This is a genomic window from Brachybacterium fresconis (assembly GCF_017876515.1).
Taxonomy (GTDB): Bacteria; Actinomycetota; Actinomycetes; order Actinomycetales; family Dermabacteraceae; genus Brachybacterium; species Brachybacterium fresconis.
On record NZ_JAGIOC010000001.1, the window covers coordinates 863705 to 881440 of the forward strand.

The following is a 17736-nucleotide window of genomic DNA, read 5'->3' on the forward strand; positions in this document are numbered from 1 at the left end:
GGCACGTTCAGGTGGCCCGGGGCGTCCGCCCAGCAGACGCCAGGATTGACCTCGTAGCATCGCCGCCCATGGAGTCCGTGCTGCACCTGGTCGAGGGGGTCATGTCATCACCGTGGCTGTACCTGCTGCTGTTCTCGGTGGTCGCCGCGGATTCCGTGCTGCCGGTCTTCCCGGGAGAGACGGTGGTGATCACCGCGGGAGCGTATGCCGTCGTGCAGGACGCTCCCAGTGCGTGGATCCTGCTGCCGGTGACGATCCTCGCGGCCGTCGCCGGGGATCTCACCGCGCACCACCTCGGGCGCGGGGCCGGGCCGCTGTCTCGGCGGATCCGCCGCAGCCGCACGGGCGACCGGCTCTTCACCTGGGCCGAGAACGGCCTGCACACCCGTGGCGGGGCGATCATCGTCACCGCCCGTTTCATCCCCGGTGGACGCACCGCCACCTCGCTCACCTCGGGGATGATCCGCTATCCCCGACCCCGGTTCCTCGGCTTCGCCCTGCTGGCCGCGACCGCGTGGGCGCTGTACAACATCGGCATCGGCATGGCCGGGGGGTATCTCTTCCGGGAGCAGCCGCTGCTGGGCGTCGTCATCGGCGTGGGGCTCGCGCTGGTGATCAGCACGGTGATCGAGAAGGTGCGCATCGCCCGGGAGCGCCGCGGCCGATCGCCCTCCGAGGCCTCCCCGGAGCCCGAGCTGCTCAGGTCCCGCTGAACTCTCAGAGCACGACCAGCTGATCACGGTGCACGGCGGGACGGCGGAACCGCTCCCCCAGCACCTCGCGCAGCTCGTGCGTGCCCCGTCCCGCCATGGCCCGCAGCTCATCGCTGCTGAACGAAGTCAGGCCGCGGGCGATCACCGCACCGTCGGGCCCGGCGATGTCCACCGGGACCCCATCGGGGAAGGTGCCCGCCACGGCGGTGATGCCGACGGCCAGCAGCGAGCGGCGACGGCTGGTCACGGCCGCGGCCGCCCCCTCGTCCAGGGTGAGGGTCCCGGCGCCGCGGGTGGCGAAGCGGAGCCACACCAGGCGGGAGCGGCGACGACCCTCCTGGCCGGGGAAGAAGGTGCCGACGTCCTCGCCCGCCGCCGCGGCGGCGAACCGCCCGGCCGAGGTCAGCAGGGCGGCGGTGCCCGTGGTCGAGGCCAGCTGGGCGGCCGAGAGCTTGGTGACCATGCCGCCGGTGCCCACCTTCGAGCCGACCGAGCCGATGCTCACCCCTGTCAGGCGCGCCGGGTCCTCGACCACACCGATCCGCTCGGCGCCCGGCTGACCCGGAGGTGCCGTGTACAGCGCGTCGACGTCGGTCAGCAGGAACAGCGCATCGGCTCCGAGCAGCTGGGCGACCAGGGCCGCCAGACGATCGTTGTCCCCGAAGCGGATCTCGTGGGTGGCGGTGGTGTCGTTCTCGTTGACCACCGGGATCGCCGCGAGGTCCAGCAGGGACTCCAGGGCGCTGCGCACGTTGCGGTAGGTCTGGGGGCGGATCACGTCGGATTCGGTCAGCAGCACCTGGCCGGTCCGGCGTCCGTGGTCGCCGAAAGCGCTCGACCAGGCGGTCGCCAGCAGCGCCTGGCCGACGCTCGCGGCCGCCTGCTGGAGCGGCACGGAGGCGGGCCGCTCGGGCAGGCCCAGCGGACCCAGTGCCGCCGCGATCGCCCCCGAGGAGACGATCACGACCTCGGAGCCGTCGGCGGCGAGCTGCGCCGCGGTCGCCGCGATCCCGGCGACCCGGGACTGGTCCAGCTTGCCCTGGTCGTCGGTCAGGCTCGAGGAGCCGATCTTGACCACGATCCGTGCGGCCCCCACCAGGCAGTCGCGGGTGGCGATACGGGACGGCTGACGGGGCCCCGCCCCTCCGGTCGCGCTCGATCCGCCCATGGTCAGCGGGTCTCGTCGTCCATCGACGGATCCGACCAGTGCCCGGAGCGGCGCTCCGCCTCCATCGCCGCGACCCGGTTCATGCGGGCCTCGGTGCGCTCGCGCTGCTTCTCGCGCTTCTCGTCGCGGGTGGGACGGTGGTTGTCCTCCATCCGGCGGTCGGTGCCGCGGATGCCCAGCAGCTCGGCGCCGCCGACCATCGTCGGCTCCCAGTCGAAGACGACCGCATCGTCGCTCGGCCCGATCAGCACGGTCGAGCCCGCGACGGCGCCGGCCTTCAGCAGCTGATCCTCCACCCCCAGCTTCGCCAGACGGTCCGCGAGGAAGCCGACGGCCTCGTCGTTGGCGAAGTCGGTCTGGCGCACCCAGCGCTCGGGCTTGTCGCCCTGGACGCGGAAGGCCGTCGCCCCGTCGAACTGCTCGGTGACGACTCGGAACTGCTCGGCATCGACCGCGGCCGGGGTCAGCACGATGGGAGCGACCTCGGGCTCGGGCATCTCGGTGCGCGCCTTGTCCACCAGCTCGCCGAGGACGAAGGAGAGCTCGCGCAGCCCCTTGTGGGAGAGCGCGGAGACCTCCAGCACCGGCACCTCGCGCTCGGCGAGGCGCTCACGGACCATCTCCGCCATGTCCGTGCCGTCGGGCAGATCGGTCTTGTTCAGCACGATCACGGTGGGCCGCTCCATCAGCGGCACCCGCGCCCCCGCCTCCTCGTCCAGGCTGCCGGCGTAGGCGGCCAGCTCCTGCTCGATGGTCGCCAGGTCGGTCAGCGGGTCGCGGGAGGATTCCAGGGAGGCGGCATCCAGGACGTGGACCAGCACGTGGCAGCGTTCGATGTGGCGCAGGAAGTCCAGGCCCAGGCCCTTGCCCTGGCTGGCCCCCGGGATCAGGCCGGGCACATCGGCGACCGTGTAGCGGTACTGGCCGGCTTCGACCACGCCGAGGTTCGGCACCAGGGTGGTGAAGGGGTAGTCGGCGATCTTGGGCCGGGCGGCGCTCATCGCGGCGATCAGCGAGGACTTCCCGGCGCTGGGATAGCCCACCAGCGCGACGTCCGCCACGGACTTCAGCTCGAGCACGAGGGTGCGCTCCTGGCCGGGTTCGCCGAGCAGGGCGAATCCGGGGGCCTTGCGCTGGGTGGTGGCCAGCGCCGCATTGCCCAGGCCGCCGGCCCCGCCCCGGGCCGCCACGTACCGGGTGCCGATGCCGACCAGGTCGGCCAGCACGGTCCCATCGCCGGCGGTGATCACGGTGCCGTCGGGCACGGACAGCACCAGGTCCTCGCCGCGCGCCCCGTGGCGCAGATCGCCCTTGCCGAAACCGCCGCTGGTGGCCCGCTGATGGGGCCGGTGGTGGTAGCTCAGCAGGGTGGTCGTCGAGGCGTCGACCTCGAGGATCACGTCACCGCCGCGGCCGCCGTTGGCGCCGTCGGGGCCGGCGAGCGGCTTGAACTTCTCGCGCCGGATGGAGGCGGCGCCGTGGCCGCCGGATCCACCGGCGACCTGCAGCTCGACGCGGTCGACGAACGTGGCCATGGGGTCCTCCACAAGGTAGGGATATGCGTCGAGGGGCGGAGCAGTCGGCTCCGCCCCTCGAAGGCAGCTGGTGCCCCGGGGTCCCGGGGCGGGTGCTCAGACCGTCTCGACGACGCTGACCACGCGGCGATCACGCTTGCGGCCGAACTCGACCGTGCCCGCGGTCAGCGCGAACAGGGTGTCGTCGTTGCCGCGGCCCACGCCGTCGCCCGGGTGGACCTTGGTGCCGCGCTGGCGGACGAGGATCTCGCCCGCGCCGACGGCCTGGCCGCCGAAGCGCTTGACGCCGAGGCGCTGGGCGTTGGAGTCACGCCCGTTCTTGGAGGAGCTGACGCCCTTCTTTGATGCCATCTGGAATCAATCCTTCTCTGTGTCCGAAGGGATCGCTCAGGCGATGCCCGTGATCTTCAGCCGGGTGAGCTCCTGGCGGTGGCCCTGGCGCTTCTTGTACCCGGTCTTGTTCTTGTAGCGGAGGATCCGGATCTTCTCGCCGCGGAGGTCCTCGACCTTCTCGGCGGAGACCTTCACCTTGGCCAGCTCGGCCTCGGCCGAGGTGATCTTGTCGCCATCAACCAGCAGCACGGGAGCGAGATCGACGCTGTCGCCCGCCTCGCCTGCCACGCGGTTGATCACGATGGTGTCACCGACCGACACCTTCTCCTGACGACCGCCTGCGCGGACGATTGCGTACACCACGTCACTGCTCCATCTTGTGAATCGGATCTGCCCTTGAGTCGTGCGCCCTGGACGGTGGGACCGCGGACCTGCGACCGTCAACCGGTCCTGCTCACCCCGTGGGGGTGCAGGCGGGAGATGCGGTCGCGCGATCCTCACCGGGAACACGACGGCGACGCCTTCTGCGCCGAGGGACAGCTTACGGTCCCCGGGACCCCGGGTCAACCAGCAGAAGCGGTCCGACCTGCGAGAACGCCACCATATGGTGTGGAACGCATCACGCCTGGGTCGAGGAGTCCGATTCCTCGCTGGACGTGTGGCTCCCGGAGGCCGCCGCGATGGACGCGATCGTCGCCCGCGCCTGGGCCCGGCTGGTCTCGTCGTCCTCGAGGCGGTGGACGTCCTGGGCGGAGTCCTCGCTCGAGCTCTCCTCGGAGTCCGAACCCTCCTTGGCCGAGCCGCTGCCGCCCCCGCCGTTGCCGCGCGAACGACGGCCTCGGCGCTTGGACGAGGACGACTTGGAGGAGTCGTCGTTCCCGCCGCCGCTGCCGCCTGCCGACCCGTGGTCCCCGTCGATGTCGACGTGGTGGCCGCGGCCGTTGCAGTGCTCGCACGTGGTGGAGAAGGTCTCCAGCAGGCCCTGGCCGACGCGCTTGCGCGTCATCTGCACCAGACCCAGCGAGGTGACCTCGGCGACCTGGTGCTTGGTGCGGTCCCGGCCCAGGCACTCCACCAGGCGGCGCAGCACCAGGTCCCGGTTGGCCTCGAGCACCATGTCGATGAAGTCGATGACGATGATGCCGCCGATGTCACGCAGCCGCAGCTGACGCACGATCTCCTCGGCCGCCTCGAGGTTGTTCTTGGTGACGGTCTCCTCGAGAGAGCCGCCGGAGCCGGTGAACTTGCCCGTGTTCACGTCGACCACGGTCATGGCCTCGGTGCGATCGATCACCAGCGAACCGCCCGAGGGGAGGTAGACCTTGCGGTCCATCGCCTTCAGCAGCTGCTCGTCGATGCGGTGCTTGGCGAACACGTCCTTCTCGCCCACGTGGGCGGTGACGCGCTCGAGCAGGTCGGGGGCGACATCCGCGACATAGGAGTGGACCTCGTCGTAGACCCTGCTGCCCTCGACGATCAACGAGGTGAAGTCCTCGTTGAAGACGTCGCGGACCACCTTGATGGCGATGTCCGGCTCCTGGGAGAGGGCCACCGGCGCGGACTTGGCCTTCTGCGCCTTCTGGATCTTCTCCCACTGGCCGCGCAGGCGCTCGACGTCATGGGTCAGCTCCGCCTCGCTCGCGCCCTCGGCGGCCGTGCGCACGATGACGCCCGCGTCCTCGGGGATGAGCTGGCGCATGAGCTTCTTCAGCCGGGAGCGCTCGGTGTCCGGCAGCTTGCGGGAGATGCCGGTCATGGAGCCGCCGGGCACGAACACGACGTACCGCCCCGGCAGAGAGATCTGGCTGGTCAGGCGGGCGCCCTTGTGGCCGATCGGGTCCTTCGTGACCTGGACCAGCACCGGGTCCCCGCTCTTGAGGGCGAGCTCGATGCGGCGGGGCTGCCCCTCGAGGCCGACGGCGTCCCAGTTGACCTCGCCGGCGTACAGCACGGCGTTGCGGCCCTTGCCGATGTCGATGAAGGCGGCCTCCATCGAGGGCAGCACGTTCTGGACCTTGCCCAGGTACACGTTGCCGACCATCGAGGTCTGCGACTTCTGGGCGACGTAGTGCTCGACCAGCACGTCGTCCTCGAGGACGCCGATCTGGGTGCGGCCCGGGCGCTCGCGCACCACCATCGAGCGCTTGACGGACTCGCGACGGGCGAGGAACTCGGATTCGGTGATCACGTTGCGCTTGCGGCCGTTGTCACGGCCCTCGCGGCGACGCTGACGCTTGGCCTCGAGCCGGGTCGAGCCCTTGACGGACTTGACCTCGTCGCGCGCCTCGCGGACCTTGACCACGGTGTTCGGCGGATCATCCGTCGAGGAGGAGCTGTCGCTGCCGCCCCCGGAACGGCGACGGCGCCGCCGACGGCGGGAGCTGGATGAGCTCGAGGAGCCGCCGGAGGAGTCGTCGCCGGGTTCCTCGCCGTCGGCACCTTCGGGGCGCGCATCGTGCGAGCCCTTGCGGTCCTCGTCGGAGTCGGCGTCGGACTCGGAGCCCGAGTCGTCCGACTCCTCGTCGTCCCCGCGACCGCGGCCACGCCGACCGCGGCCTCCGCGACGACGACGGCGACGGGAGCTGCCCGAGCCGCCGGAGGAGTGCTCGGAGCTGTCCTCGTCGTCCTGGTCGGAGTCGTCCTCGTCATCCCGCTCGGAGGTCTTCTCGTCCGAACCGTCCTGGCCGTCCTCCTCACGCTGCCCGCTGCGGCGCGAGCCGCGGCGGCGGGTGCGGGACCGGGAGGTGGAGGCCCCCTCGGAGCTCCCGGAGACGTCCGAGCGATCCGAGTCGTCCGAGCGATCCGAGTCGTCCGAGGAATCCTCGTCCTCGGAGTCCTCGCCGGCCTCGAAGGAGAGCTCGGCGGAGCCCACCGGGGCATCATGCGCGCCGACGGTGGTCCGCGGCGCGGGGGTGGGCGCCTGGAACAGGAGCGAGGCGAAGTCCATCTGGACCTGCTCGCGACGTCGACTGCGGTCCTCGTCGACCTCGTCCTCGCCCTCGCTCGCGCCGCGGGCGGAGGCCAGGGCGCGCAGGTCGTCGACGACGGGGTTGCCGACGGCGTCCGTCGCGGGTGCCGGCGTCTCGACGTGCGCCTGTTCCTCGGCGGGGGTCTGCGTCTCGGCCGGCGCCTGCGCCTCGGAGAAGCTCTGTGCAGCGGGAGCATCGGCGGTGACGTCCTCGGGCTCGACGTCCTCACCGGTCACCGTGTCCTGGGGCTCCGGCTCGGCGGGGACCGCGGGCGCTCCGGCGGGGGCGCCCGCGCGGCGGCGGGCCCGTGCGGGGGCGGGGGCCGGTGCGGACTCGGGAGCGGTCTCGCCCTGCGGGGCGACGACGGTGCGCGGCGCAGCGGGAGCGGCGTCCTCGCTCGGCGGGGGCGGCGGGGCCGCGACCGGGGCTCCGGCGGGCGCGCCGGCGCGGCGCCGACGGCGGGCGGGCGGCGGGGTGGAGCTCTGCTCCGAGGAGTCGTTCTCGGGAAGATGGGTGCTGTCAGCCATAGGGCCGTCTCCTTCCGGGAAACCAGCGCACCCTGGTCCCGCGTGTCATCGTCCCTGGGGACGGAAGTCTGAGGCCCTCGCCGTCGCGCAGCTCCCTGGACGGAAGCGCTGCGATGCCGATCGCTGGAGCACAGCGGTCGCGGACACGCGTTGCCGGTGCTCCCGACGTGACGACACCGGGAGGTTCCCCCACCCGGTACGGAGCAGGAGAGTGCCGCCGTCAGTATGGCACAGCACGTCCCTGACGCCGCGGAGGCCCCGGATCCCGGACTCCTCTCGACCCGTGCGGGCGCGGGGAGGACCATGGTCCCCGGGGCTCGCCGATGGGACCGCCTAGGTTGTATCGCGGCGTGTCACACCCCCAGGAGGATCCATGGAAGCCCTGGACATCGCACGGTGGCAGTTCGGCATCACCACCGTGTACCACTTCATCTTCGTGCCGTTGACCATCGGATTGTCCCTGCTGGTGGCGATCATGCAGACCACCGCGGTGTTCTCGAAGGACCCCGGGCGCAAGGACGCCTGGACGCGGATGACGAAGTTCTTCGGCTCGATGCTGATCGTCAACTTCGGCATCGGCATCGCCACCGGCATCGTCCAGGAGTTCCAGTTCGGCATGAACTGGTCCGAGTACGCCCGCTACATCGGCGACGTGTTCGGCGCACCGCTCGCGCTGGAGGGCCTGGCCGCCTTCTTCCTCGAGTCCGTGTTCCTGGGCCTGTGGATCTTCGGCTGGGGCAAGCTGCCCGAGAAGATCCATCTGCTGACGATCTGGGTCGTGGCCGCCGGGACCACCGCCTCGGCGTACTTCATCGTCGCCGCCAACTCCTTCATGCAGCATCCCGTCGGCGCGAGCCTGAACCCCGAGACCGGGCGGGCCGAGCTCGACCCCTCGGAGGGATCCCTGCTCGCGGTGCTCACCAACGTCACCACCCTCGCCGCCTTCCCCCACGTCGTCTCCGGGGCCTGGCTGGTCGCGGCCGCCTTCGTCACCGGCATCGCCTCCTGGCACATGGTCCGCCACCATCGCAGGGCCCGCGAGGCGGGCCTGGAGAGCACCGAGGGCGCCGACCATCATCACGCGGCGAAGAACCTGTTCCGACCCGTCGTGCGCTTCGGCGTGGTGGCGATGTTCGCCTCCGCGGTGGTGCTCGTGATCTCCGGCGACTTCCAGGCCCAGATCATGTTCAAGCAGCAGCCGATGAAGATGGCCTCGGCCGAGGCGCTGTGCGAGACCGAGACGGGCGCCTCCTTCTCCATCCTCACCGTCGGCGGTCCGGACGCCTTCGCGACCGAATGTGACGAGGTCACCCACCTCATCGAGGTCCCCTACGTCACCTCCTTCCTGGCCACCCACACCTTCGACGCGGAGCTGCAGGGCGTCGACGACCTCAACGCCCAGTACAAGGAGCAGTTCGGCGAGACCGTCACCGACATCCACGGCGACGAGGTCGCGGCCGACTACCGCCCGAACCTGTTCGTCACCTACTGGTCGTTCCGGCTGATGATGGGCCTGGCGGCCTTCAGCGGGATCCTCGCCCTGTCGGCGCTGTGGGTGACTCGTGGCAAGGGCGAGAACGCACGGACCACGGGCTCGAAGCTCTTCCAGTGGTTCGCGGTGCTGTCGATCCCGATGCCGTTCTTCGCGAACTCCGCCGGCTGGGTGTTCACCGAGATGGGCCGCCAGCCCTGGGTGGTCCATCCCAACCCCGACGACCCGACGGTCCGCCTGATGACGATGCAGGGGGTCTCCAGCCACCCGGCTTGGATGGTCGCGACCTCCCTGGGGGCGTTCACCCTCGTCTACGGCGTGCTCGCCGTGGTCTGGTTCCTCATGATGCGCAAGGCCGCCCTGCGCGGCGTGCCGTTGCCGCAGCGGGATCCGGAGACCGACGAGCTCGACACCCCGACGCTCTCGTTCGACTACTGAGAAGGGACGGATGCAGCTCATGGACTCCCTGCTCGACCCCACGGCCCTGCAGACCCTCTGGTTCGGCCTCATCGCCTTCTTCTTCCTCGGCTACTTCCTCCTGGAGGGCTTCGACTTCGGGGTGCAGATGAACGTGGCCGCCTCCTGGCGGCGCGGCCCCGGGACCCGCGGCACGATCCTGAAGACCGTCGGTCCCGTCTGGGACGGCAACGAGGTCTTCCTCATCACCGGCGGCGCCCTGCTGTTCGCCGCCTTCCCGGAGTGGTACGCGACCCTGTTCTCGGGGTTCTACCTCGCGCTCCTGCTGCTTCTGCTGGTGCTGATCGTGCGGGTGTGCGCCTTCAAATGGCGCGACAAGGTCGACGACCCCCGGTGGACGAGGACCTGGGACGTCGTCCACGTGATCGGCGGCTTCGCCCCCGCCCTGCTGTGGGGGTTGGCGATGGCGAACATCGTCGCCGGCGTCGAGATCGACGAGAACCACTGGGTGACCACCTCCCTGCTGGGCCTGCTCACCCCCTTCGCGCTGCTCGGCGGGGTGGTGTTCGTGCTGCTGTTCTGGCTGCACGGGACCCTGTATCTCGCCCTGAAGGTCACCGGGGAGCTGCGCGAGGTCGCGAACCGTCGCGCCGCGATCCTGGTGTGGCCGACGATCGCTGCCGCCGCCGCCTATCTCCTGTGGAACCAGCTGGCGCATGCGCATGCGAGCTGGACCTGGGTCCCGCTGGTGCTCGCGGCCGCGGCCCTGGTGGCGGTGGTCCCGCTGAACCGTCGGCGCCGGGAGGGCCTGGCCTTCGCCGCGACCGCCACCGCGATCACCGGCGCCGTCGTCGCCCTGTTCGGAGGGCTGTTCCCCTACGTGCTGCCGTCCACCGGTGACCCCGCGAACTCGCTCACCGTCGCGAACGCCTCCTCCAGCGAGCACACCCTGACCGTGATGCTGGTGGCCACCGCCATCCTGCTCCCGCTCGTGCTGGCCTACACCGTGTGGACCTACCGGGTGTTCCGCCACCGCATCACGGACGAGGAGGGCCCCGCCCCCGGCTCCCAGCTGCTGGCGAAGGCGAAGCAGGGCTACCGCGAAGCGTTCGACCAGGAGTGAGCACCCGCCGCGCTCCCCTGGACCCCCGCCTGGTGCGGGAGGTCCGCTCCGCCCGCCACCACGTGCTGCGCACCGTGGTGCTGGGTCTGGTCCAGACCGCATGCGTGATCGTCACGGCACTGGTGATCGCCCGGATCGGGGCGCAGCTGCTGATCCATCACGAGCTGCCGCAGGAGGCTCCGGGGCTGCTGGTCGTGCTGCTCGGGGCGCTGGCGCTGCGGGCCGGCGCCGTCCTGGTCGAGCAGCGCACCGCCCATCGGGCCGCGACCGAGGCCATCGGCGAGCTGCGGGGCCGGATCGTCGCCCATGCGGCGGCCCTGGGACCGCGCGGCGGTGCCGGCCGGGGCGCCGATCTCACGGCTCTGGCCACCACCGGCGTCGAACAGCTGCGGCCCTATCTGGTCGGCTACGTCCCCCAGCTGATGCTCTCGGTGACGGTCACCCCGCTGTGCCTGCTGACCATCGGGATCCTCGACCCCCTCAGCGCTCTCATCGCCGCGGTCACCCTGCCGCTGGTGCCGTTGTTCATGGTGCTGGTCGGCAAGCTCACCGTCGGCCGCTCCGAGAAGCTGCTGACGGACATGCGCTCGCTGTGGACCCAGCTGCTGGACCTCGTCGACGGGCTGCCGACGCTGCGGGCCCTGGGCCGGGAGAAGGGCCCGGAGACGATGGTCCGCACCCTCGGCGACCGCCACCGCGCCTCCGCGATGGGCTCGCTGAAGTTCGCCTTCCTCTCCTCCATGGTGCTCGAGCTGTTGGCCATGCTCTGCGTCGCCCTGATCGCCGTGAGCATCGGCATGCGCCTGGTGTACGGCGAGATGGACCTCGCCCCCGCCCTCGCGGTCCTCGTCCTCGCCCCGGAGGTCTACCAGCCGCTGCGCAACGTCGGCGCCCAGTACCACGCCTCCACCGACGGGCTGGCCGCCGTCAGCGCCTCCTTCGCGGTGCTGGACGAACAGCCGATGACCGACGGGACGGTGCCCGCCCCGGACCTGCGCACCTCGACCCTCGCCCTGCGCGGGGTCTCCGTTCGCTCCCGCGACGGCGACGCGCCCGCCGGCGCCGAGCTGACGGTCCGCCCCGGCCGGGTGCTGGCGCTGACCGGTCCCTCGGGAGCGGGCAAGACCACCGCGGTCCAGGTGCTGCTGGGCCTGCTGGAGGCCGACGAGGGGCGCGCCGAGGTGATCGACGCCGACGGCACGGCCACCGACGTGCGGGCGCTGCGGCGGCGCGAGCTGTGGGACCAGGTGGCGCTGCTCCCCCAGCGCCCGGTGCTGCCGGCGGGAACGCTGCGCGAGGTCCTGGTCGCCGCACGGCCCGGGGCCGGGCGCGATGAGCTCGCCGCCGTCGCGGCGGCGACCGGCCTGGACGCGGTGGTCGCCGAGCGCGGCTGGGAGGCACCGCTGGGACGGGCCGGCCGCGGCCTCTCCCTCGGCCAACGCCAGCGCCTCGCCCTCGCCCGAGCGCTGCTCTCCCCCGCCCCCCTGGTGGTGCTCGACGAGCCCACCGCGCATCTGGACGGCGCCACCGAGCAGGTGGTCCTCGACCTGATCGGGACCCTGCGCGCCCAGGGACGCACCGTGCTGGTCATCGCCCACCGGTCCCGCCTGGTCGAGGTCGCCGACGACGTCGCCGCCGTGGGGATGACGTCGATGCGGGCGACCGGCGCGGAGGTGTCGTGATGAACGCCCCTGCCACCCCGCTGCGGCGCGCCGAGCGCGCCCTGGAGATCCCGCGCGCCCGCCTCCTGGCCGCCGTGCTCGCCTCCTGTGCGACCCTCGCGGCCGCCTTCGCTCTCGCCGCTGTCTCCGCCTACCTGGTCACACGGGCCTGGACCATGCCACCTGTGCTGGACCTGACGGTCGCCGTGGTGATGGTGCGGGCGCTGGGCATCTCCCGCGGCGTGTTCCGCTGGCTGGACCGCATGCTGATCCACGACGTCGCCCTGCGCGGAGTGGTCTCCCTGCGCACGAACCTGTTCACGGCGCTGGCCGCCCGCACCGACGATGCGCTGACCCGGCTGAGCCGCGGCGACCTGCTCTCCCGCCTGGGGGACGACGCCCAGGAGCTCGGCGACCACGTGATCACGGCACTGGTGCCGGCGCTGGTCGCGGTCGTGATGGGCGTGGTCGTCGTGGCCACCATCGCCCCCATGTCCCTGCTGGCCGCCATGACGATGCTGGTCGCCCTGGTGGTCGCGAGCCTGCTGGCCCCGCTCGCCGCCTACCGCGCCGCACGGATCACCGAACAGGCCGTGGTCACCACCCGCGCGGCGGTGGGTGCCTCGGCGCTGGAGATCCTCGACGACGCCACCGCGCTGCGGGTCGACGGGCGGCTCGAGCAGTCGCTGGCGGAGCTGCGGACCGGCCAGCGGACCCACGATGCGGCGCTGGACCGGGCCGCGCTGCCCGCGGCCGTGGCCTCGGCGGCGGTGCCGCTGGCGATGGTCCTGGCCGTCGCCGGTTCGCTGTTGGCCGCCGGGGCCGCATGGACCGACGGCGGCGCCTCGGCGGGACAGATCGGCGTGCTCCTGCTGCTGCCGCTGTCCTCCTTCGAGGCGGCCACGACCCTGCCCGCCGCGGCCTCCCAGTACGCCCGCTCCCGCGCCGCCGCCCAGCGCCTGGCCGAGATCGTCGGGCCCGAGGGCGGCGACGCCGCGCCCGCCGCAGCCCCCGCGGACCCCACAGCCCCTGCCGTCCCCGCGGCCGACGGAGCCGCGGCGGGCGCGGGGACGCTGCGGGCCGTCGGGCTCAGCGCCGGATGGAGCGACGGGGCGGCACGGGTGGCGGACCTCGACCTGGATCTCCCGCCGGGCTCGCGCCTGGCCGTGGTGGGGGCCTCCGGCACCGGGAAATCGACCCTGCTGGCCACGCTCGCGGGACTGCTCGAGCCGCTGGCCGGCCGTATCGAGCTCGCCGGCGGCGCTCCCCTGCGCTCGGCCGTGACGATGTTCGCCGAGGACGCCCACGTCTTCGCCACCACGCTGCGGGAGAACCTCAAGGTGGTCCGCGGCGACCTCGCTGACGAGACCGCCCGCGCCGCTCTGGAGGCCGTCGGCCTCGCGGGCTGGGTCGCGACCCTCCCCCGTGGTCTGGACACCCTGCTCGGACCGGACGGCACCACCGTCTCCGGCGGAGAACGGCGCAGGCTGCTGCTGGCCCGGGCGGTGATCCGCCGCGGCCCGGTCCTGCTGCTGGACGAGCCGACCGAGCATCTCGACACCGCCCGCGGGGACGCCCTGCTGCGGGCGCTGCTCGACCCGGCCGATGAGACCCTCGTGCCGTCGGCCGGCACCGTCGTGGTGGTCACCCACCGTCCCGAGGCGATCCCGGCGGGCACCCCGGTGCTCCGCATCGGCGAGAATGCGAGCACCCGCCTCGAGGAGAGCTGATGAGCACGACCACCCCGCCGCCCCGGCCCGACCGCCCCCGGGTCCAGGACCTCGTCGGCGCCGTGCTCGCCGGCGGCGACACCGAGGACCTGCTGGATCTGCTGGTCCGCTCCGCCCGCACGGACCTCGACGCCCGCACTGCGGCCCTCGCCCTGCCTCTGGGGCCCGGTACCTGGACGCACGAGATCGTCGACGGCCCCGACGCGCCGGCTCTGCTCGGGGAACCTGTGGTGCCGGACTCCCCCGCCGGGCGCGCCCTCGAGGACGCCGACGCCGAGGCGTTCGAGGAGATCGGCAGCCTCTCGATCGACGCGCAGGAGCACCGCGCGCTGCTGGCTCTGATCGACGCCGCCGAGCACGGCGTGGGGACCCTGGTCGTGCTGCGCGGCACCGCAGATGCCCCCTCGGCCCCGTTCACTCCGGCGGACCGCGAACGGCTCGACGCCTTGGCCGGTCTCATCGCCCTCACCCTGCGAGCCCCGACCCTGGGCGTCTCCGGGGAGCTGGACGACGAGCGCGGGCGGATCGCGCGCGATCTGCACGACCTGGCGATCCAGGAGCTGTTCGCGGTGGGGATGGAGCTCGAAGGTCTCACCGACGCCCTGGCCTCCCCCGGGGAGCCGCCCTCGAACACACGGATCCGCTCCTCCGTCGCCGCCTCCGTGCAGGGGGTGGAGAACGCGGTCGCACAGATCCGGCAGATCGTGCAGTCTCTGCGCCGGCAGCGGCCGGAGGCGACCCTGACCGAGCAGCTGCGCCACGAGGTGGGACTGGCCACCGCCGGCCTGGGCTTCGTGCCGGCCCTGCGGCTGCCCCCGCACCCGGGGGAGATGGATGCCGAGCTGCCCGCCGAGGTCGCCGAGGACGTGGTCGCGGTGGTCCGGGAGGGCCTGGCCAACGCCGCACGCCACGCCCACGCCAGCGCCGTCGCGGTCTCGGTGAGCGTATTCAGCGAGGGCGTGGACCGCGTGGTGCAGGTCAACGTCTCCGACAACGGGCGCGGGATCGACCCCGCGGTGCAGCGGCGCAGCGGGCTGGCGAACATGTCCAGCCGCGCCCGGCGTCACTCGGGATGGGTCGACGCGATCACCCTCGAGCCGGGCACGATGATCTCCTGGCGCGTCACCCTGCCGCCGGTGTGATCGGGCCCGGGATGATCAGGAGGGGTCCTGCTTCCAGCCGACGCGGCGGCGGGCGGCCACCATCGCGGCGACCTGGGTGCGGCGCTGCATGCCGAGGGTCTGCAGGATCACCGTCACCCGGTTCTTGACGGTCTTCTCGGCGATGCCGAGCTCGTCGGCGATCTCGCGGTTGGAGTGCCCGTCGCCGATCAGGTCGACGATGCGCTGATCGGACTCGGACAGATCCGGGCCGTCGGCGACGTGGTCGGCGGGCCACACGTCCCGGCCCTCGTGCACCGCCCGGATGGCCGCGACGATCTCCTGGGAGCGGGCGGACTTCAGCATCAGTCCGGCGGCCCCGGCCGACCGCGACTCCCGCAGCGCGGCGTCGTCGTCGAAGCTCGTCAGCACGAGCATCCGCTGCTCGGGGCAGGTGCTACGAGCGGACCTCATGACGTCGACGCCGGTGCCGTCGGGCAGCTGCAGGTCGACCACCAGCACGTCGGGGCGGATCGCGGGCAGACGGCGCGTCGCCTCGGCGACGGAGGACGCCTCCCCCACGACGCTCAGACCGTCCTGGGCGTCGATGACCGTGACGATGCCGCGGCGGACCACCTCGTGGTCGTCGACCAGCATCACGCGGACCTGCTCTGGCGAAGCTGTCACGGCACATCCTTCCGGGTCGGGCCTGCCGTCAGCATATCCGGCGGCCGCCTCGGGCGAGCCGGAGCAGCGACGTGAGGAGGACGACCTCAGCGCCGCGGGAGCGGGCGCTGGCAGCGCGGGCAGAAGTGGCTGCTGCGCCCCTGATGGACGGCGCGCCGGAGCACGGTGCCGCACCGTCGGCAGGGGGTGCCGTCCTGTCCGTAGGCGGCCAGGGACCGGGCGAAGTAGCCCGACTTCCCACGATAGATACATTGAAAAACTGGGAGCCTCTGAAGGTGGCGTTTCCGCTGGTCAGAGGATACTTCACGGTGCGACGACGCGTGAAGGACGCGCACTGCCTACACACCAGAGTACGGCCTCAGGACTTCAACATGTCAACGGCCCGGTCGAAGGAAGAATCGGGCATCCGTGACCGTGCGCACAGGATGCCTCCGCCAACGAAGATGGGCACTGCGTCGGCTACGACGCAGTCCCGGCCTCCCCTTCTCTTCTTCTCTTGGCGTCCTGTTCGAGCAGGTGGTCCGTGAAGACCTTGGCGATGAACGTCGTCTGCTCCCGCGTCAGCGGCGGCGCGGCCTGGCGGATCTTCCGGACGTGCTCGGCGTGCGCGGTCAGGCCGAACGCCCGGGTCCAGGTCGGAGACCCGGATCAGCGTCTTGATGACCATGCGTCCGTCGCGTCCGTCCACCTTCTCGGTCCGGGCTGGGAGCCTGCCCTGCCAGACGCGCCGCCAGCTGCTCTTGCTGCAGCCGTGGCGCTCTGCCGAGGCGGCGACGTCGAGCCATTCGTCCACGGCCATCGGCCAGGGTTGTGGTCACTCGGTTTCTGCGCTCTGGCGGTCGTCGGCAGAGCGCGCTGGCTCCGGGGCGCAGCAGTCTGCCTCAGTCTTCCGGAGGCTGGCGCGGCGGCGACGGCTGAGGGTCCCGATCAGCAGCACGACGATCACGGCGGCGACGGACACTCCGGTGACGACACCGACGTGTCCTTGGACCCAGCCCGACACCGCAGTGGCGACTCCGGCGACGGCGTTGGTGCGACTGGAGGCGGCAGCGTCGCCGGTGGCGGCCGGGTACCAGTACCAGGCCAGATAAGCACCGGTGAGTACGAGGACGAAGGCAGTAATCCTGGGCCCATAGCGCGCCAGCGATGCGATGCGTCGCGACAGCGCCGAACCTGCTGCGGCGGCGGCAACGGCGACGATCAGCAAGACGGTGGCAGAGCCCGCGGCGTACACGCCGAACACGAGGAGCAGCCCTGCGAAGCTGGCTGTGGCCTGGGCCTGCGCGATGACGGCCAGGAGTACGCCGAAGGTGCACGACAGCGACGCCACGGCGTAGCCGACCCCGAAGAGGACCATGCGTGCGGTGCTCGGAGGGCGGTCCGTGACTCGGGAAGGGATGCTGGGCAGTCGGAGCGAGAAAGACCGGCCTGTCAGCATCGCCGCGCCGAACAGGACGAGCACGACGCCGACGGCGAGCCCCAGCACGGGAGCGGCCTGGATCAGGCTCCGCGCTCCGGCGCTCACAGCGATGCCTGCCAGCGCGAGCGTTCCCGCGAACCCGATGGTCACCGCGACGCCGGCACGCAGCGACCGCAGGAGTCGCACCGGTGCCGGGGAGGAGGAGGCGTCCCCGAGCGCGTGGGTGATCCACGCCGGGAGCAGGGCAAAGCCGCAGGGATTGACCGGGGCGATCATCCCGGCGGCGAAAGCGAGCGCGAGAAGTCCACCCATGGCTCAGGCCCCGGCCTTCTCGAGCTCGGCGACGATCGTGTCGGCGGCGGGGTCGGTGGCGCGGAATGTCACCTTGCCGTCGGCGTCGACGATGATCAGGGTGGACAGCGCGGCGACGTCGAAGCGCTGCGACAGGACCGCGCCCTCGTCGATGGCGGCGGGGACGTGTTCGGCCTCGACGTACTCCATGAAGCCCTCAATGGTCTCCTTGGGCTCGCGCGGATCCATGTCGACGGCGAGGAACTGTGCATCAGTGCCGTTGTCCTCGGCGCTGGCGGCGGCTTCACCGAGGGACCGGACGCCGCCGACGCATTCGCCGCAGCCGACGGAGAAGAAGAACACGGCGGTGGGCTTCCCAGCGGCTGGCAGGCTGACCTGCTGGCCGTCGATACTGGTCACGGGTGCGGGCGAGCCGGCGTCCGCGGAGGACCCGTCCTCGTCGGCGCTACCACAGGCACTCAAGGCCAGAGAACCCACGATCAGGAGGCCTGCGAGCGAAAGGGTTGTGCGGCGGGTGAGGGATATCGTCATCGGTTCTGGTCGTCCTTC

The 17736-nt window shown here is 72.0% G+C and carries 14 protein-coding genes and 1 pseudogene; 6 read left to right on the plus strand and 9 right to left on the minus strand.

All coding sequences use genetic code 11. The features are described from left to right. Positions 1–68: 68 nt before the first annotated feature. Entirely contained in the window at positions 69–713 is a 645-nt protein-coding gene (locus JOF44_RS03965; protein ID WP_209887645.1) for a DedA family protein, read from the plus strand. Positions 714–717: 4 nt separating this feature from the next. Here JOF44_RS03965 and proB read toward each other — a convergent pair whose 3' ends face one another. The 5 genes from proB to JOF44_RS03990 form a co-directional block, all read right to left on the minus strand. Next, positions 718–1881 carry a glutamate 5-kinase gene (proB, locus tag JOF44_RS03970; protein WP_209887648.1) on the minus strand — a complete coding sequence of 388 codons (1164 nt, stop codon included), beginning with the start codon at positions 1879–1881 and terminating at the stop codon, positions 718–720. Between the two features lie 2 nt (positions 1882–1883). Next, entirely contained in the window at positions 1884–3416 is a 1533-nt protein-coding gene (obgE, locus tag JOF44_RS03975) for a GTPase ObgE (RefSeq protein WP_209887651.1), read from the minus strand. A 96-nt stretch (positions 3417–3512) separates the two neighbouring features. Continuing rightward, positions 3513–3767, minus strand: a complete 255-nt coding sequence (rpmA, locus tag JOF44_RS03980; protein ID WP_209887655.1) for a 50S ribosomal protein L27 — start codon at positions 3765–3767, stop codon at positions 3513–3515. 36 nt (positions 3768–3803) lie between these two features. Then, complete coding sequence (gene rplU, locus JOF44_RS03985) at positions 3804–4112, minus strand: 50S ribosomal protein L21 (protein ID WP_209887658.1); 309 nt, start codon at positions 4110–4112, stop codon at positions 3804–3806. 256 nt (positions 4113–4368) lie between these two features. Continuing rightward, on the minus strand, positions 4369–7245 hold the full coding sequence (locus JOF44_RS03990; protein WP_209887661.1) for an Rne/Rng family ribonuclease: 2877 nt from the start codon (positions 7243–7245) through the stop codon (positions 4369–4371). Positions 7246–7618: 373 nt separating this feature from the next. Between JOF44_RS03990 and JOF44_RS03995 the strand changes: the two genes are divergently transcribed. Genes JOF44_RS03995 through JOF44_RS04015 form a run of 5 tightly spaced genes read left to right on the plus strand, consistent with a single transcriptional unit; the run spans position 7619 to position 14810 of the window. Continuing rightward, entirely contained in the window at positions 7619–9175 is a 1557-nt protein-coding gene (locus JOF44_RS03995; RefSeq protein WP_209887664.1) for a cytochrome ubiquinol oxidase subunit I, read from the plus strand. 19 nt (positions 9176–9194) lie between these two features. Beyond that, positions 9195–10277 carry a cytochrome d ubiquinol oxidase subunit II gene (cydB, locus tag JOF44_RS04000; protein WP_209887666.1) on the plus strand — a complete coding sequence of 361 codons (1083 nt, stop codon included), beginning with the start codon at positions 9195–9197 and terminating at the stop codon, positions 10275–10277. After that, a complete protein-coding gene (gene cydD, locus JOF44_RS04005) occupies positions 10274–11959 on the plus strand; it encodes a thiol reductant ABC exporter subunit CydD (protein WP_209887669.1) in 1686 nt (561 codons plus the stop codon). The genes cydB and cydD overlap by 4 nt, the downstream gene beginning before the upstream one ends. Beyond that, positions 11959–13668: a thiol reductant ABC exporter subunit CydC gene (cydC, locus tag JOF44_RS04010; protein ID WP_209887672.1), complete on the plus strand. Its 1710-nt coding sequence runs from the start codon at positions 11959–11961 to the stop codon at positions 13666–13668. The genes cydD and cydC overlap by 1 nt, the downstream gene beginning before the upstream one ends. Beyond that, positions 13668–14810: a sensor histidine kinase gene (locus tag JOF44_RS04015; RefSeq protein ID WP_209887675.1), complete on the plus strand. Its 1143-nt coding sequence runs from the start codon at positions 13668–13670 to the stop codon at positions 14808–14810. Before cydC ends, JOF44_RS04015 begins: the two co-directional genes overlap by 1 nt. A 15-nt stretch (positions 14811–14825) precedes the next feature. Here the strand turns inward: JOF44_RS04015 and JOF44_RS04020 are convergent, their stop codons facing one another. The 4 genes and pseudogenes from JOF44_RS04020 to JOF44_RS04035 form a co-directional block, all read right to left on the minus strand. Further along, positions 14826–15425 carry a response regulator transcription factor gene (locus tag JOF44_RS04020; RefSeq protein WP_209895665.1) on the minus strand — a complete coding sequence of 200 codons (600 nt, stop codon included), beginning with the start codon at positions 15423–15425 and terminating at the stop codon, positions 14826–14828. A 116-nt stretch (positions 15426–15541) separates the two neighbouring features. Then, a pseudogene (locus JOF44_RS04025) lies at positions 15542–15694 on the minus strand (zinc finger domain-containing protein); the annotation flags it as partial. Between the two features lie 575 nt (positions 15695–16269). Further along, positions 16270–17187, minus strand: coding sequence for a cytochrome c biogenesis CcdA family protein (locus JOF44_RS04030; protein WP_209887678.1), 918 nt, complete (start codon positions 17185–17187; stop codon positions 16270–16272). Positions 17188–17190: 3 nt separating this feature from the next. After that, positions 17191–17718 (minus strand): TlpA family protein disulfide reductase, encoded by a 528-nt coding sequence (locus tag JOF44_RS04035; RefSeq protein ID WP_209887681.1) that lies wholly within the window; start codon positions 17716–17718, stop codon positions 17191–17193. Between the last annotated feature and the right edge of the window lie 18 nt (positions 17719–17736).

Excerpts from the sequence above, each read along its gene's own strand:
- proB (WP_209887648.1), bottom strand. The coding sequence starts at position 1,881 with ATGGGCGGATCGAGCGCGACCGGAGGGGCGGGGCCCCGTCAGCCGTCC.
- JOF44_RS04020 (WP_209895665.1), bottom strand. The coding sequence starts at position 15,425 with ATGCTGGTCGACGACCACGAGGTGGTCCGCCGCGGCATCGTCACGGTC.
- JOF44_RS04015 (WP_209887675.1), top strand. The coding sequence starts at position 13,668 with ATGAGCACGACCACCCCGCCGCCCCGGCCCGACCGCCCCCGGGTCCAG.
- JOF44_RS03965 (WP_209887645.1), top strand. The coding sequence starts at position 69 with ATGGAGTCCGTGCTGCACCTGGTCGAGGGGGTCATGTCATCACCGTGG.
- rpmA (WP_209887655.1), bottom strand. The coding sequence starts at position 3,767 with ATGGCATCAAAGAAGGGCGTCAGCTCCTCCAAGAACGGGCGTGACTCC.
- JOF44_RS04035 (WP_209887681.1), bottom strand. The coding sequence starts at position 17,718 with ATGACGATATCCCTCACCCGCCGCACAACCCTTTCGCTCGCAGGCCTC.
- cydB (WP_209887666.1), top strand. The coding sequence starts at position 9,195 with ATGGACTCCCTGCTCGACCCCACGGCCCTGCAGACCCTCTGGTTCGGC.
- obgE (WP_209887651.1), bottom strand. The coding sequence starts at position 3,416 with ATGGCCACGTTCGTCGACCGCGTCGAGCTGCAGGTCGCCGGTGGATCC.
- cydC (WP_209887672.1), top strand. The coding sequence starts at position 11,959 with ATGAACGCCCCTGCCACCCCGCTGCGGCGCGCCGAGCGCGCCCTGGAG.
- JOF44_RS03990 (WP_209887661.1), bottom strand. The coding sequence starts at position 7,245 with ATGGCTGACAGCACCCATCTTCCCGAGAACGACTCCTCGGAGCAGAGC.
- JOF44_RS04030 (WP_209887678.1), bottom strand. The coding sequence starts at position 17,187 with ATGGGTGGACTTCTCGCGCTCGCTTTCGCCGCCGGGATGATCGCCCCG.
- JOF44_RS03995 (WP_209887664.1), top strand. The coding sequence starts at position 7,619 with ATGGAAGCCCTGGACATCGCACGGTGGCAGTTCGGCATCACCACCGTG.